The organism is Pseudomonas sp. SCA2728.1_7 (assembly GCF_018138145.1).
Classification (GTDB): domain Bacteria; phylum Pseudomonadota; class Gammaproteobacteria; order Pseudomonadales; family Pseudomonadaceae; genus Aquipseudomonas; species Aquipseudomonas koreensis_A.
In genome coordinates, this window is sequence record NZ_CP073104.1 from 6,407,563 (window position 1) to 6,422,671 (window position 15,109).

At 60.6% G+C, this 15,109-nt stretch carries 13 protein-coding genes; 1 reads left to right on the forward strand and 12 read right to left on the reverse strand.

The genetic code is table 11. From position 1 onward, the window contains the following. Window positions 1-182 precede the first annotated feature (182 nt). Complete coding sequence (locus tag KBP52_RS28610; RefSeq protein ID WP_212621478.1) at window positions 183-1,274, forward strand: DUF1615 domain-containing protein; 1,092 nt, start codon at window positions 183-185, stop codon at window positions 1,272-1,274. A gap of 70 nt (window positions 1,275-1,344) precedes the next feature. Here the strand turns inward: KBP52_RS28610 and KBP52_RS28615 are convergent, their stop codons facing one another. From KBP52_RS28615 to KBP52_RS28670, 12 genes are all read right to left on the reverse strand, one after another. Further along, window positions 1,345-1,863, reverse strand: coding sequence for a phage infection protein (locus tag KBP52_RS28615; protein ID WP_212621479.1), 519 nt, complete (start codon window positions 1,861-1,863; stop codon window positions 1,345-1,347). 132 nt (window positions 1,864-1,995) lie between these two features. Next, window positions 1,996-2,688 (reverse strand): anti-sigma factor, encoded by a 693-nt coding sequence (locus KBP52_RS28620; protein ID WP_212621480.1) that lies wholly within the window; start codon window positions 2,686-2,688, stop codon window positions 1,996-1,998. Then, a complete protein-coding gene (locus KBP52_RS28625; protein ID WP_212621481.1) occupies window positions 2,685-3,218 on the reverse strand; it encodes a sigma-70 family RNA polymerase sigma factor in 534 nt (177 codons plus the stop codon). Before KBP52_RS28625 ends, KBP52_RS28620 begins: the two co-directional genes overlap by 4 nt. 164 nt (window positions 3,219-3,382) lie before the next feature. Further along, window positions 3,383-3,904 (reverse strand): DUF3455 domain-containing protein, encoded by a 522-nt coding sequence (locus KBP52_RS28630; RefSeq protein ID WP_077573743.1) that lies wholly within the window; start codon window positions 3,902-3,904, stop codon window positions 3,383-3,385. 167 nt (window positions 3,905-4,071) lie between these two features. Continuing rightward, window positions 4,072-5,706, reverse strand: a complete 1,635-nt coding sequence (locus tag KBP52_RS28635) for an ABC transporter ATP-binding protein (protein ID WP_212621482.1) — start codon at window positions 5,704-5,706, stop codon at window positions 4,072-4,074. Between the two features lies 1 nt (window position 5,707). Continuing rightward, window positions 5,708-6,730, reverse strand: a complete 1,023-nt coding sequence (locus KBP52_RS28640; protein ID WP_077573741.1) for an ABC transporter permease — start codon at window positions 6,728-6,730, stop codon at window positions 5,708-5,710. Beyond that, entirely contained in the window at window positions 6,730-7,794 is a 1,065-nt protein-coding gene (gene yejB / locus KBP52_RS28645; protein ID WP_212621483.1) for a microcin C ABC transporter permease YejB, read from the reverse strand. The genes KBP52_RS28640 and yejB overlap by 1 nt, the downstream gene beginning before the upstream one ends. 1 nt (window position 7,795) lies before the next feature. Further along, window positions 7,796-9,661 carry an extracellular solute-binding protein gene (locus tag KBP52_RS28650; protein WP_212621484.1) on the reverse strand — a complete coding sequence of 622 codons (1,866 nt, stop codon included), beginning with the start codon at window positions 9,659-9,661 and terminating at the stop codon, window positions 7,796-7,798. 148 nt (window positions 9,662-9,809) lie between these two features. Then, entirely contained in the window at window positions 9,810-12,521 is a 2,712-nt protein-coding gene (locus KBP52_RS28655; RefSeq protein WP_212621485.1) for a TonB-dependent receptor, read from the reverse strand. Between the two features lie 206 nt (window positions 12,522-12,727). Beyond that, window positions 12,728-13,129 (reverse strand): biopolymer transporter ExbD, encoded by a 402-nt coding sequence (locus tag KBP52_RS28660; RefSeq protein ID WP_007918272.1) that lies wholly within the window; start codon window positions 13,127-13,129, stop codon window positions 12,728-12,730. Beyond that, a complete protein-coding gene (locus KBP52_RS28665) occupies window positions 13,129-13,833 on the reverse strand; it encodes a MotA/TolQ/ExbB proton channel family protein (protein WP_077573737.1) in 705 nt (234 codons plus the stop codon). Before KBP52_RS28665 ends, KBP52_RS28660 begins: the two co-directional genes overlap by 1 nt. 49 nt (window positions 13,834-13,882) lie before the next feature. Continuing rightward, a complete protein-coding gene (locus KBP52_RS28670; RefSeq protein WP_212621486.1) occupies window positions 13,883-14,689 on the reverse strand; it encodes an energy transducer TonB in 807 nt (268 codons plus the stop codon). Window positions 14,690-15,109: the final 420 nt, after the last annotated feature.

Here is a 15,109-nt window from a genome sequence, read left to right on the forward strand (position 1 = left end):
AATCAGTTTGTCATCACCCCTTCAAAACCCGCATTCCTGTGTAGGAGCTGCCGCAGGCTGCGATCTTTTGATCTTGTTTTTAAAATCAAAGTCAAAAGATCGTCCGATCGCGGCCCGAGCCTTCGGCAGCTCCTACACGGATTGTGTATGGTGTTCGGGCTTAATGGACTGGATGGAGCAACATGCACAACCTTCGATTACCGATCACGCTCGCCGCATTGCTGGCGCTCGCCGGTTGCGCGGGGCAGCGCAGCCAGGAACCGGTGCCGCGTGCACCCGCTGAAGTGAAGGCCGAGATCGTACGGCTGATGCCGGCCAAGACTGCCGATCGCCAAGGCTGGGCCACCGATATCTACGCCGCATTTGCCGCGCAGAACATCAGCCCGACCACGCAAAACCTGTGCTCGGTGCTGGCCGTTGCCGAACAGGAATCGACCTTCCAGGCTGACCCCACGGTACCCGGCCTGGGCAAGATCGCCCGCGACGAAATCGATCGTCGTGCCGCTAAAGTGCACATCCCCAGCCTGTTGGTCAGCGGCGCTCTGCAAGTGCGTTCCACCAACGGCAAGACCTACAGCGAACGCCTGAACGCGGCGCGCAGTGAAAAAGAACTCAGTGGCATTTTCGACGACTTCATCGGCCGGGTGCCGATGGGCCGTACGCTGTTCGGCGGTTTCAACCCGGTGCACACCGGCGGGCCGATGCAGGTCAGCATCGAATTTGCCGAACAGCACGCCAAGGATTATCCGTACCCGGTGGACGGCACGATCCGCCGTGAGGTGTTCAGCCGGCGCGGTGGCATGTACTTCGGTATCGCCCATTTGCTCGGCTATCCGGTGAGTTATCGCGAGCCGCTGTATCGGTTTGCTGATTTCAATGCCGGCTGGTACGCCAGCCGTAATGCCGCTTTCCAGAATGCAGTCAGCCGCGCCTCCGGTATTCCGCTGGCGCTGGATGGCGACCTGATCCGCTACGACTCGATCATGCCCGGCGGCACGGAACTGGCGGTGCGCACCCTCGGCAAGTCATTGGGCATGCGCAACCCGACCATTCGCGATCAACTGGAGAAGGGCAAAACCCTGGAGTTCGAAGAGACCAGACTCTATCAGCGGGTGTTCGAACTGGCAGAGCAAGCGGAGGGGAAGAAGCTGCCGCGTGCGGTGTTGCCGGGGATCGTACTGCAGAGCCCGAAGATCACCCGCAAACTGACGACGGCGTGGTTTGCCAAGCGTGTGGACGAGCGCTACAAGCGCTGCATGGCCAAGGCCGGATAAATCAGACAGACATAAAAAACCCGGCCAAGGGAGCCGGGTTTCTCTGGGGTGTTGCGCTTACAGCCAATCATCAGGCAACGCGGCGTTCGATCAGACGATCCGAGCCACCTTCAGCAACGCGGCGCTCGATCAGACGGTCCGAGCCACCTTCAGCAACGCGGCGTTCGATCAGACGATCCGAACCACCTTCAGCAACGCGGCGTTCGATCAGACGATCCGAGCCACCTTCGGCAACGCGACGTTCGATCAGACGATCCGAACCACCTTCAGCAACGCGACGTTCGGTCAGACGATCCGAGCCACCTTCAGCAACGCGGCGTTCAAGCAGACGATCCGAACCACCTTCGGCGACGCGGCGTTCGATCAGACGATCCGAGCCACCCTCGGCAACGCGACGTTCGATCAGACGATCCGAGCCACCTTCGGCAACGCGACGTTCGATCAGACGATCCGAGCCACCTTCAGCCACACGGCTTTCGATCAGTTTGTCCGAACCGCCCTCAGCGATCAGGGTGTGGGCCGGGGTAGCGGCGAAAGCGTTGATAGCGAAGACCGAGAAAGCGATACCGAGAAGAGTTTGGCGTTTCATGATGGTGTGCTCCGGGGTGTTGTTGGTTGGTATGGAGCTGATGTTACGCCGGAGATTTTTTATGAGAACTTCATTGCCGTGATGGTGAACATCGATGCCGATGATGGTTGCCGGAACCCGCAGATCAGAGCCTCACAGCACCTTCACCGCGCGCCCGATCGCCTGAATCGGCCCGGTCGGTTTGCCAATCGGCGAGCCATTGGCGCCCTCAAGTGTCAGCTCGAACAGCTGATTCGGTTGCAGCGGCGGCAACTTGTCCAGCGGCACCGACAACGCCTGCCCGGGTTTGACCAGCCCCAGCGACACCGGCCCCTGCCAGCCGTCAGCCTTGGTCCAGAATTCCAGCGCCTTGTCCGCTGGCACCTCAACCACGCCGAGCGGAATCAGCTGAATCTCGTGCGAATTGCTCGCCTGAATTACCCAGCCCGGCACCTTGTCCTGTGGCGCGACCAGCACCACCAGAAAGCTTGGTTTCGGCGTGGTCTGGTTCAACAGGATCGAACCCAAAATCAACGTGGCGGCCAATCCGATAGCACTCAGCCCGCGCCAGAGAGGCAGTAGATTCCACCATGAGGTCGATGACGCTTTTGGCGCGAGTCGTTCAAGGCTGCGTTCGATCCGTGGCCACAACAGCGCCGAGGGTTGTTGCGCGGGCGCCAGATCGGTCAGCTCCAGCAGACGCCGCTCCCAGGCATCCACCGCTGCACGCAGTTCGGGGTCGTTGGGCAAGCGTCGTTGCACCTCGATCCGCTGTTCAAAAGAAAGCGTGCCGAGCACATATTCGCCGGCCAGTTCATCGCGGTCTTGCGCCGATTCGCTGGTCATCTCATGCACTCCCGCAAGGCATTGAGGCTGCGTTTGATCCACGCTTTGACCGTGCCCAGCGGCGTGTCTAAACGCGCGGCAATCTGCGCGTGGCTGTAGCCGTCGACATAGGCATGCAGGATGCAGTGGCGGCGTTGTGGCTCGAGTTGTTCGAGGCAACGATGAATGCGTGCCGAATGCGCATGGGCATCGAAGTCGTCAGCATCCCCGACTGTTTCGTGCTCAACCCCGAGCGGCGTTTCACGACCCTGATCACGCAGCAGATTCAGCGCCAGATGCCGGGTCACGCTGAACATCCAGCCGCGCGCCGAACCGCGCGCCGGGTCAAACCCCGCCGCACCGTTCCAGATCTTGATAAAGGCCTCATGAACAACGTCCTCCGCCAGCGCCGTGTCGCGCACCAGCCGCTTGGCCACACCGAGCAGACGCGGGCCTTCCTGCACATACAAATCGCGCAGGGCCGAGCGCTCGCCACGGGCACAGGCAGCGAGGCGGGCTTCGTAATCGAATGTGGATTCGGCTAAAGGCATGTCGTGCAATCTAGCTTACATTCCGCAAACATCCAGAACACATAATTCCCCTTGTAGGCCTTCGCCTGCTCGCGATAGCGGTGTGTCAGCAGCATATTCTTCACTGATACACCGCTATCGCGAGCAGGCTCACTCCTACAGGGGACTTGTGGTGGATCCGGGGATCAGTTCGCCGCCCAGAAAATGTAGTCGGCCTGATACTTCACCACTTCCTGCTTGCCCTTGTTCGCCGCCGTGCATTCGCTGCCCGGCGCTACGCCGCCCTTGAGTGCGACACGCTGGATGTAACTCACGCCGCTCATCGCGCCTTTGCCTTCGGCCGGATTGGCCTTGACCAGTTGATAGGGCAGGTTGCCCGGGCTTGATGGCGCCACGGCCAATTGTGTGCCGGTGACCTTCGAACCGTCCTTGGCCTGCCAGGTGGCCGGCGGGCCAAAGTAGGTGCCGACCTGTTTGCCGCTGCGGTCATTGAGCACCGCTTTCGGGCCGACGAAGGTCCACTCGGTCTGCCCTGGAGTATTGGCTTTGTCACGGCATTCGTAAGTGATCTCGCCGACGCCGGTGGTTTCCATCGCGATCTTGTGGCCGTCCGGGACTTTGATCGCGTCGGGATAGTTGCTTTGGGCGAAGGTCGTCGACGACAGGGCGAGCAAACCGGTAAGGCCAATCAGCTGGGTGATGTTCATCAGTGTTATCTCCGAAAGGGTAGACCGCTGACAGCCGAAGAGGGCTGTTATAAGGACTACCCGTGACGGAGGCGTTTGGATGCAGTGCCTGAAAAATAAATTTCAATGACTCACCACCATCCCTTTAGGAGTGAGCCTGCTCGCGATGGCGGTAGGTCAGGCAGCACTCATGTCACTGGAATACCGCTATCGCGAGCAGGCTCACTCCTACAGGGATTTGTGTCGGGCTTTAGGCCGGAGGCTTTCAGGAGTTCCTGGGTGTAGGGGTGTTTGGGCGTGGCGAAAATCTCGCGTGACGAACCCTGCTCCACCACCTTGCCATCCTTGATCACCATCAAGTCATGCGCCAACGCATGCACCACCGCCAGATCATGGCTGATGAACAAATACGTCAGCCCATGTTTGATCTGTAATTGCCGCAACAACTCCACCACCTGCTTCTGCACCGTGCGATCCAGCGCCGACGTTGGTTCATCAAGCAGAATCAGCGCCGGTTCCAGCACCAGCGCACGTGCGATGGAAATGCGTTGGCGCTGCCCACCGGAAAATTCGTGGGGATAACGATGCCGGCTCTGCGGATCGAGGCCAACTTCCTCCAGTACGCGAATCACCGCCACCTCACGCTCGGCTTCAGTGCCGATGCCATGGGTCAGCAAGCCTTCGGCAATGATCTGCTGCACCGACATCCGTGGGCTGAGGCTGCCGAACGGGTCCTGAAACACCACCTGAATTTGCCGCCGTAACGGCCGCATCAGACGCTGGTTGAGCAGGCTCAGTTGCTTGTTGCCGAAACGGATATTGCCCTCGGACTCGACCAGCCGCAGGATCGCCTGACCTAACGTCGACTTGCCCGAACCCGACTCGCCGACAATCCCCAAGGTCTTGCCCCGTTGCAGGGTGAAGCTCACGCCATCCACCGCTTTGATGTAATCCTGCTGTCGACTGAACAACGCTTTGGGCAACGGAAACCACACCTTCAAATCGTCGACTTCGAGCAGGTTGTGATCGTACTCATTGGGCACTGGCGCACCGCTGGGCTCCGCCTCGATCAACAAGCGGCTGTAAGGATGCTGCGGCGCCCGAAACAGCGTTTCGCAATCGGCCTGTTCGACGATCTCACCGTGACGCATCACGCACACCCGTTGCGCGATACGGCGCACCAGATTGAGGTCATGGCTGATCAGCAACAGCGACATACCAAGGCGTTGCTGAAGCTCGATCAGCAGCTCGAGAATCTTCTGCTGCACCGTCACATCCAGCGCCGTGGTCGGCTCATCGGCGATCAACAGTTCCGGCTCGTTGGCCAGCGCCATGGCAATCATCACCCGTTGCCGCTGCCCGCCCGAAAGCTGATGCGGATAGGCTTTCAAGCGCTGCAACGGTTGGCGGATGCCGACCAGCTCCAGCAGCTCCAACGTCCGTTCACGTGCAGCGCGGCCCTTGAGGCCTTTGTGAATTTCCAGCACTTCACTGACCTGCTTTTCTACCGTGTGCAACGGATTGAGTGAGGTCATCGGTTCCTGGAATATCATCGCAATGCGGTTGCAGCGCAAACCGCGCATCTGCTGCTCGCTGGCGTGCAATAAATCCACGCCGTTGTAGCGGATCGCGCCGCTGCTGCTGACGTTCTTGCCCGGCAACAAACGCAGAATCGAATGCGCCGTCACCGACTTGCCCGAGCCGGATTCACCGACCAGTGCCAGGCATTCGCCCCGGCGAATATCCAGGTTCAATCCGTGCACCACTGCCTGCCCGGCGAAGGCCACGCGCAGATCGCGAATTTCAATCAGGTTGTCGTTCATCTCAGCTCCTTGGATCAAACGCATCACGGCAAGCCTCACCGATGAAAACCAACAACGACAAAATCAGCGCCAGGGCAAAAAACGCCGTCAGCCCCAGCCACGGCGCTTGCAGATTGCGTTTGGCCTGACCGATCAATTCGCCCAGCGACGCGGTACCGGCCGGCATGCCGAAGCCAAGAAAATCCAGCGCAGTCAGCGTGGCGATAGCGCCGGTCAAAATGAACGGCAAATAGGTGAGGGTGGAGGTCATCGCGTTGGGCAGGATGTGCCGGCACATCAGTTCGTTGTCGGTCAGGCCCAGCGCTCGCGCAGCTTTGACGTATTCCAGATTGCGCCCACGCAGGAACTCGGCGCGCACCACATCAACTAGCGCCAGCCAGGAAAACAACGCCATGATCCCCAGCAACCACCAGAAACTCGGCGAGACGAAACCGGACAAAATGATCAGCAGATAGAGCACCGGCAACCCCGACCAGATCTCCAGCACGCGCTGCCCGAGCAAGTCGACCCAACCGCCGTAGTAACCCTGCAACGCCCCGGCAACGATGCCGATCAACGCACTGATGCCGGTAAGGATCAGCGCAAACAGAATCGAAATCCGCGTGCCGAAAATCACCCGCGCCAACACGTCGCGCGCCTGATCGTCGGTGCCCAGCCAATTGCTTGATGACGGCGGGCTCGGCGCTGGTTCGCTAAGGTCGTAATTGACCGTGTCATAGCTGAACGGGATCGGCGGAAACAACATCCAGCCGCCCTGATCCTCAATCAGCTTGTGAACATAGCTGCTGGCGTAATCCGGTTGAAACGGCAACTCGCCGCCGAAATCGGTTTCCAGGTAATCGCTGAGGATCGGGAAGTAAAAGGCGTCGTGGTAGCGGATCACCAGCGGCTTGTCGTTGGCGATCAGTTCACCGCCCAGACAAATCAGACACAGGCCGATAAACAGCCACAACGACCAGCGTCCGCGCCGGTTGGCTTTGAACTGCGCCACGCGGCGCTGGCCGAGAGGAGAAAGTGTGAACATCAGGCAGTCCTCGCCGAGAAGTCGATGCGCGGGTCGAGCAGGGTGTAGCAGAGGTCGCCGATCAGCTTGATCAACAGGCCGAACAGGGTGAACAGAAACAGCGCGCCGAACACCACCGGGTAATCCCGCGACACTGCTGCCTCGTAACTCATGCGCCCGAGGCCGTCGAGATTGAAGATGGTTTCGATCAGCAGGGAGCCGGCGAAAAACACCTCGATCAGTGCCGACGGCACACCGGCCACCACCAACAACATGGCGTTGCGAAACACATGGCCGTAGAGCACGCGCCTCTCGGTCAGACCCTTGGCCCGGGCGGTGATCACGTACTGGCGGCTGATCTCGTTGAGGAAGCTGTTTTTGGTCAGGATCGTTAACGTGGCAAAGCCGCCGATCACCAGCGCCGTCACCGGCAACACCAGATGCCAGAGGTAGTCGCCGACCTTGCCCAGCGTGCTCAGGCTGTCGAAGTTATCCGAGACTAGCCCCTGCACCGGAAACCAGTTGACGTAGCTGCCACCGGCAAACACCACGATCAGCAGAATTGCGAAGAGAAACGCTGGCATCGCGTAGCCGATGATGATCGCCGTGCTGCTCCAGACATCAAACGCGCTGCCGTTCCTGATCGCTTTGCGAATGCCCAGCGGGATCGAAATCAGGTAGGTGATCAACGTCGCCCACAAGCCCAGCGACAGCGATACCGGCAGCTTCTGCGCAATCAGATCGGTGACCTTGGCGCCGCGAAAGAAACTGCTGCCCAGATCCAGCTGCGCGTAGTTTTTCAGCATCAGCCACAGGCGTTCGTGCATGGGTTTGTCGAAACCGTAATGGTGTTTGATCTCCTCGATCAGCGCCGGATCGAGACCACGGCTGCTGCGACCCGCGCCGCCAACCGCAGCAACCTCGCCACCACCGCCCATGCTGTGCCCGCCGAAGCCTTGCAAGCGGGCGATGGCCTGCTCGACCGGGCCACCCGGCGCGGCCTGCACGATCAGAAAATTCACCACCAGAATGCACAGCAGCGTGGGGATGATCAGCAGCAAACGTCGACTCAGATAACGCAGCATGTCACTGGCCCCCCGCGAGTTGGCTGTGCATCTGTTGCGTGGTCAGCGCCTTGGCCGATACCTCCCACCATGTGTTAAGGCCTTCGTCGTACGCCGGTTGCACGGCTGGCATGCCGAAGCGGTTCTGATACACCGTTGGTGTGCCTTTGGAGTAGTAGTTGGGAATCATGTAGTAACCCCATTGCAGCACCCGGTCGAGGGCGCGGGCGTAATGCACCATGGCTTCGCGGCTGTTGGCCTGGACCAGTCCGTCGATCAGTTGATCGACCGCCGGGTTGGCCAGCACCATCGAGTTCGAGCTGCCGACTTGCGTGGCGCTTTGCGAGGCGTACAGGCTGTACAACTCGCGGCCGGGGGAGACGATCGGATCGCCGCTGCGCGGGAAACTGGTGACGATCATGTCGTAGTCGCGGGCGTTGAGGCGGTTGACGTATTGCGCCGAATCGATCCGGCGCAAATTCAGGGTGATGCCGATCTGCGCGAGGGTGCGTTTGAACGGCAGCAACATGCGGTCGAAGCCGCCCTGACCGTCGAGAAAGGTGAACTCCAGCGGCTCGCCCGCAGCGTTGACCAGACGATTGTGTTGCGGCGTCCAGCCAGCCTCGGCGAGCAGCTTCAGCGCTTGCAGTTGCTTGTCGCGGATGTAGCCGCTGCCATCGGTTTTCGGTGCCTGATAAACCTCGGTGAAGACCTCGTCGGGAATCTGCCCACGCAGCGGTTCGAGGATCTTCAATTCCTCGGCATCAGGTAGCGCGGTGGCGGCCATTTCACTCTTCGGCCAGAAGCTGTTCTGACGCACGTAGAAGCCGCGCATCATCTGTTTGTTGGTCCACTCGAAATCCCACAGCAGGCTGATCGCCTGACGCACGCGGCGATCCTTGAAGAACGGGTTTTGCAGGTTGAACACGAAGCCCTGAGCGGCGGTGGGTTTGTCCGGGGCGAGGATCGACTGCTGCAAGCGACCGTCACGCAGTGCCGGGCTGTCATAGCCGACCACATAACCGGACGAGGAGAACTCGCGGTTGTAGTCGAATGCGCCGGCCTGCAGCAGTTGCCGGGCGACGTCGGTGTCACCGTAGAAATTCACCGTGAGCGTGTCGAAGTTGTACATCCCGCGACTGACCGGCAGGTCTTTGCCCCACCAGTCCGGATCGCGCTCGAAACTGATGCTGCGCCCGGCGTCGACCTTGCTCACCCGGTACGGGCCGCTGCCCAGCGGTGGCTCGAAACCGCCGCCATTGGCGAAGTCGCGGGTCTTCCACCAGTGTTCGGGGACCACGCGCATCGTCGCCAGATCCAGCGCGAGGGTGCGGTTGAGGTTGTTCTTGAAGGTGAAACGCACTTGTCGCGGGCCTTCGATCAGCACGTCCTGGACGTCGGCGTATTGCTGGCGATAGCTCAGGCTGCCCTTGGTCATCAACAGGTTGAAGGTGTAGCGCACGTCTTCGGCGGTGATCGGCGTGCCGTCGGCGAAACGTGCTTTTGGATTGAGGGTGAAACGCACCCACATACCTTCGGGATCGCGCTCGATCTGTTGCGCGACCAGTGCGTAGACGGTGTACGGCTCGTCGAGCGAGCGGAACGCCAATGGCGAGTACACCCAGTCGTTGACCTGCACCACGGAAATGCCCTGATCGGCGTATGGGCTGATGTAGTTGTACTGACCGATCTCCATCGACGCGCGGCTGAGCGAACCACCCTTGGGCGCTTTGGGATCAACGAAATCAAAGTGCTGAAAATTCGCCGGATACTTCGGCGCCTCGCCGTACACCGTCAGCGCATAACTGCCAGCGGCCAGCGCCGAGGTGCCGGTGCATAGCAGCGCACTGCCCAGAAGCAGGCCCGCCATGTTGCGCAAAAAACTCATGCAATCACTCCTTAATTCCTGAATGCACACAAATCAAAACTGTAGGAGTGAGCCTGCTCGCGATGAGGCCAAGTCAGACCCTGCAAGGTTGACTGAAAAAACGCTATCGCGAGCAGGCTCACTCCTACAGGAGTTGCGGTGCTCTTGGTTAGAAGTGGTAAGTCATGCGCGCAAACAAGGTGCGCCCCAGCGGGTCGGTGTAACGCGGGTCATAGCCGCTCTGGAAGTTGTAGGCCTGGTTGGAGAACGGTGGGTTGCGGTCGAACACGTTCTTCATCCCGGCATCGACATCCAGCACCTTGTTGAAGGTGTAACCGGCCGACAGATCCCACACCGAATACGACGCCACGCGCGCGTGGGTGTCGCGGTCGTAGTCGTTGTAGCCGGTGGTGAAGCGGTTGGTCAGTGCCGCCCGCGCCGCGCCGAAGGTCCAGCTGCCGGTGAGGTTGTGCTTCCAGCGCGCGATCACGCCGTCACCCTGAAAGTCGCCGACCTTGTCGGTGAACGGGCCTTTGATGGTGCTCTGGAAGTCGTATTCATCGACGTAGGTGCCTTGCAGGCCCAGACCGAACTGACCGTACGGCGTGTTCGGAAAGCGGTAATCCAGCGACACATCGACACCGTTGGTTTCGACGATGCCAAGGTTGGCGTTGCCGGTGACGATGTAGTTAAGCGTGCCGTCGGCATTGCGCACGAAGCGATCGGGGTAGGAACCGGCCTGATCAAACACGGTGGATTCCGGGAACGGCTGGATCTGGTTGGAGATGTGAATCCACCAGAAATCCAGACCCACCGAAAGGTTGTTGATCGGCTGATAGACGAAGCCGAGGGTCACGTTGCGTGCCTTCTCCGGAGCCAGGTCTTCGTTGCCGCCAATCTGGTTGAGGAACTGCTGACCGCAATCGCGGCCGCCGTTGCCGCCCGGTTGCACCACACCGCCGGTACACAGCACCGGGTCGTTGTAGTAACCCTGAGTGAAAGTGATGCTGCGCGGTGAATACAGCTCGTACAGCGACGGCGCACGGAAGCCTTCACTGTAGGCGCCACGCACCACCAGCTCTTTCAACGGCTGATAACGGAACGAGTATTTCGGGTTGGTGGTGCTGCCGAAGTCGCTGTATTTGTCGTGACGCACGGCGGCGGACAGTTCGAGGCTGTCGAGCACCGGCACGTTGATTTCCGCGTAGGCGGCTTTGACGCTGCGATCGCCCTCGACACTGCCGTTGGGGTCGATGCCGAGGCTCTGGATGTCGCCGGCAAACGACTCGAAGTCCTGGTGGAATTTCTCTTTGCGGTACTCGCCGCCCAAGGCCAGACCGGACGGGCCGGCACCGAACCAATCGCCGATTTCACGGCTGATACGTCCATCAAAACCGGCCACACGGCCAACAGCGGTGGAGTAGGCGCCGTGGTACGCCGCGTTATCGATGTATTGCTGACCTGCGGCCGATTGCGGGCCGAACGGGTTGAGTAGACCGCTGGCCAAACCGTTGATCATCGCCTGATCGCTGACAAAGCCATTGGTGACGCTGGAGACGATTTTGTTCTGGTTGTACGAGGCGCCGACGTTGTAATCCCAACCGCCGACCAGTCCATCGAAACTGAGCAGGAAGCGCTGGCTGGTGTTCTGGTCTTTCGATTCACGTGGGCCGGCAGCGGTTTCCCGCCAGTTGACGTCGACCGGTTGGGTCGGGTCGAGGGCGAAATCGGTCGGCGCCGGGGTGATGCCATTGCCGGGATAGTAGGGCGATGAGCCGTCGAGGCTCAGACCGGTCAACGGCGCAGGGCCGATCGCCGTGGCGTTGTTGTTGCGCGACCAGAAGTATTCGAGGTTGACGTTGTGATCGTCGCCGAGTTTGCCGGTGGTCTTGCCGAAGAACGAGGTCTTCTCGGTCTGCGGCACCAGGTCGATGTATTCGCGGGTGCTGAAGCGGCACAAACCGTCGCGGGCGATCAGGTTCGGCCCGTTGCAATTGCTGTTGGCCAACGGGTTGGTGGCGTTGCCGTTCTGACTGTAGTTGCCGGGGAACGCGGTGCCGGAGGTCTGATCGAGACCGCGACCGGGGGCGTAGTCAGTAGCAAAAGAGCGGTCGTTGGCGTCGAGGTTCTGCTGCTTGTTGTAGTTGAACACGCCGAGGACGTTGAAGCGGTCTTCTTCCAGGTCGCCGTAGCCCCAACTGGCGCTCATGTCTTTGGTCGCGCCGCCACCGCTGTGGGTCGGGGTTTCGCCGCCGAGGGTCAACTGGCCGTCGGTCAGGGATTTCTTGGTGATGAAGTTGATCACGCCGCCGATGGCGTCGGTACCGTACAAGGCCGAGGCGCCGTCGCGCAGCACTTCGACGCGCTCGATCGCGGCAAACGGGATCATGTTCAGATCCACCGCGCCGCCGGCCGAGTTGGTGCCGGACAAGGCGTTGTTGGCCAGGCGTCGACCGTTGAGCAGCACCAGCGTCTTGTTCGCGCCGATGCCGCGCATGTCGGCGAACGAGGCGCCGCCAGTCGCCGCGCCCACGGAGCCTGCGCTGTTGTTGATCGACTGGCTGCCAGTGATGCGCTGCACCAGTTCGGCGGTGGTGGTCACGCCCTGTTTGCGCAGCTCATCGGCCTTGAGAATGGTGATCGGCACCGCCGTTTCCGCATCGACCCGGCGAATCGCCGAACCGGTCACTTCCACCCGTTGCAGTTGCGTGGTCGGCGCCACCACCGCCGCAGCTGCCGGGACGTTAGCGTTGTCGTCCTCGGCCGCCTGCACAGTCCCGGCGCCCATCCCCATGGCCACCAGATACAACGGAACAAAACGGTGACGAGAAATCGTTGCCACCAAGGGTTTGAGCGTGAAGCGTGGAGTGTTCATCAGCATGGTTATTTCCGACTTTTTAGACGTTATCGAATTGGCCTTGTGAGCCCCTCATTGCTCCGCTTTCGGTGATACCGCGTGCGGAAAACCACTTTCTTCAAGCAAGCCGATCCCCTCCGAAGACGCGTGGCGTTTTTTCGGTCGGCCGATTGCGACAGGATTCAGCGAGCGGTGGCGGGCGCGTCTCTCAGGCGCGTCCGCCACCGCACTCAGTGGGTGGTCATCACCGATATTTTGGTAATGCCCGAGCGTTCGATCGACGCCATGGCCTTGGCCACCTGGCCGTAATTGACGGCGGAGTCGGCCTGCAACTGCACGCGCACCTCGGCGTCCTTGGCCTTGACCTCTTTGAGGCTGGCTTCCAGCGATTCCGGCGCCAGCTCGGTCTTCGCCAGATAAAACTTGCCGTCCTGATCGACGCTGACCACCACCGGGTCTTTCTTTTCGGCGGGGGCGACGGCGTCGGTTTTCGGCAGGTTGACTTTGATTGCGTTGGTCATCAGCGGCGCGGTGACGATGAACACCACCAGCAGCACCAGCATCACATCGACCAGTGGCGTGACGTTCATTTCGCTGAGCACTTCATCGCTGTCTTGCGTAGAAAAAGACATCAGCTGGCCTCCCGCACGGCGGCAGTGGTTTTGCTGGCGATGGCCTGACGACTGATGGAAAACGCGCTGCGCGAGGCAAGGGCGTCGAAGTCGTGGGCGAAGTCATCCATGTCTGCCGATGCCAGTTTCAAGCGGCGCAGGAAGAAGTTGTAAATCAGCACCGCCGGCACCGCGACAGCGATACCGACACCGGTGGCGATCAGCGCGTGGCCGATCGGCCCAGCCACTGCTTCAAGGCTGGCCGAACCGGTTTCGCCGATGCTTTTCAGCGCTTCCATGATTCCCCACACGGTGCCGAACAGGCCAATGAACGGCGCGGTGCTGCCGATACTGGCGAGGATCGCCTGGCCGTTTTCCAGCGAGCGGCGTTCCTTCTGGATCTGCTGGCGCAGGTTGCGTTCCAGGCGATCCGAACGGTTGATGGTGTGCGCCAATTGCTGGGTGGTGCGCGGCGAATCTTCCACCAGCAGCGCCTCGAAACCGCTGCTGGCGATGCGCGCCAGAGCGCCCGGATACTGGCTGGCGTGTTCGGCGGCGGTGAGCAGATCCGGCGCGCCCCAGAAGGCCTTGGTGAATTGTTTGTTCTGCGCTTTCTGCCGCAGGTACTGCGCCGACTTGACCAGCAGGATGGCCCAGCTGACCACGGAAAACAGCACCAGACCCCAGAGCACGCCGGGGACAATCATCGAAGACAAATCGTTCATGGTGACACCTCGCTTGCGTTATTCGGTTGTGCGTTGATTGAGCGTTCGGTTATTGCGGCAATTTGAAATCGATGGTCTGGGTGGCGAAGCCGTCGATCGGCGTGTCACCGCGTTTGGCCGGAATAAACTTCCAGTTCTTCACAGCTGCGACGGCGGCGTCATCCAGTTGCGGCTTGCCGCTGGATTTGGTCACCGTCACCGTGCCGGCGCGACCGTTGGCGAGTACCTGAATGCGCAGCACCACGCTGCCTTCCCAGTTGCGCCGCAGGGCCAGCGACGGGTATTCCGGTGGCGGGTTGCCAAGACTGGCGAGGCCGGAAATCGCCGCCGATTCCTTGACCGGACCCGGTGCAGCGGCAGGTGCCGGCGGTGCGCTCGGGGTGGCCGGGGCAGCGGGTGCAGCCGGTTGTGCCGGGGCCGGTGGAGCTTTCGACGGCTCGACCTTTTTCACCGGTTTCGGCTTCTCGACCGGCTTGGGCTTCTCCACCGGTTTCGGCGGAGGCTTGACCGCGTCCTCGTCTTCCACCGGTTGTTCAGGTTCCGGCGGTGGCGGCGGAGGAGGCGGGGGTGGTGGTTCCGGCGTCGGCGGTGCCGGTGGCGTCGGGCTGGTCAGCTCGACGGTCATTTCCGGAATCTGCGGTGGCGTTGGCAGCGGCTCTGTTTTGGATTGCTGGAGAAACCACCAGGCGCCGCCATGTATCAGCGCCGACACAGCCACCAGCAACACCATCTGCTGTTTATTCAGCCCGCCAGGTTGCGAGGTATTGGCTTTAAACGCCGGCCTGCCCGGTGGCGGCGGGACTGGCGCTTCCCGCAACGACCCCGGCAGGGTTCTGTGCTTTACCGCATCGTTCATTAAAGCTCCCTCGGGTTGATGAAGGGCAATAAGGTGCCGTCCGAACATCCGGGGGATGTTCGAGTGGGTGGGTGCAACTTTCTTCAAGGTGTGCAGAAGCCGATAGTTCAACTATGCGGTTAACGAGGCTTGTGCAAACTTACTGGCTTAGCGTCATCGACTTCGAGTGTTCATTGGCCATTCCCTGGTTGTTCTTCTATTGCTTAAGACAACGTTCGGTGTCTCATGCTTGTTACACATAGCAACCGCTGTGCCACATGTTGCTGAAATGTAGAGTGCGTATTTCATGAGTATTACCCATGTCGCATTTATATAAGTTTCGCCACTGCCGTGGTTTTTATCCGGCGCACAGACTCCCGTTACTCCTGTTGGCGGAGCTTTTTCAGAGGCGAGTCAGGCTGTACGCGGTATTCCGCTGAA

Coding starts and splice junctions, on each gene's coding strand:
- KBP52_RS28610 (WP_212621478.1), top strand. CDS start 183: ATGCACAACCTTCGATTACCGATCACGCTCGCCGCATTGCTGGCGCTC.
- KBP52_RS28615 (WP_212621479.1), bottom strand. CDS start 1,863: ATGAAACGCCAAACTCTTCTCGGTATCGCTTTCTCGGTCTTCGCTATC.
- KBP52_RS28620 (WP_212621480.1), bottom strand. CDS start 2,688: ATGACCAGCGAATCGGCGCAAGACCGCGATGAACTGGCCGGCGAATAT.
- KBP52_RS28625 (WP_212621481.1), bottom strand. CDS start 3,218: ATGCCTTTAGCCGAATCCACATTCGATTACGAAGCCCGCCTCGCTGCC.
- KBP52_RS28630 (WP_077573743.1), bottom strand. CDS start 3,904: ATGAACATCACCCAGCTGATTGGCCTTACCGGTTTGCTCGCCCTGTCG.
- KBP52_RS28635 (WP_212621482.1), bottom strand. CDS start 5,706: ATGAACGACAACCTGATTGAAATTCGCGATCTGCGCGTGGCCTTCGCC.
- KBP52_RS28640 (WP_077573741.1), bottom strand. CDS start 6,730: ATGTTCACACTTTCTCCTCTCGGCCAGCGCCGCGTGGCGCAGTTCAAA.
- yejB (WP_212621483.1), bottom strand. CDS start 7,794: ATGCTGCGTTATCTGAGTCGACGTTTGCTGCTGATCATCCCCACGCTG.
- KBP52_RS28650 (WP_212621484.1), bottom strand. CDS start 9,661: ATGAGTTTTTTGCGCAACATGGCGGGCCTGCTTCTGGGCAGTGCGCTG.
- KBP52_RS28655 (WP_212621485.1), bottom strand. CDS start 12,521: ATGCTGATGAACACTCCACGCTTCACGCTCAAACCCTTGGTGGCAACG.
- KBP52_RS28660 (WP_007918272.1), bottom strand. CDS start 13,129: ATGTCTTTTTCTACGCAAGACAGCGATGAAGTGCTCAGCGAAATGAAC.
- KBP52_RS28665 (WP_077573737.1), bottom strand. CDS start 13,833: ATGAACGATTTGTCTTCGATGATTGTCCCCGGCGTGCTCTGGGGTCTG.
- KBP52_RS28670 (WP_212621486.1), bottom strand. CDS start 14,689: ATGAACGATGCGGTAAAGCACAGAACCCTGCCGGGGTCGTTGCGGGAA.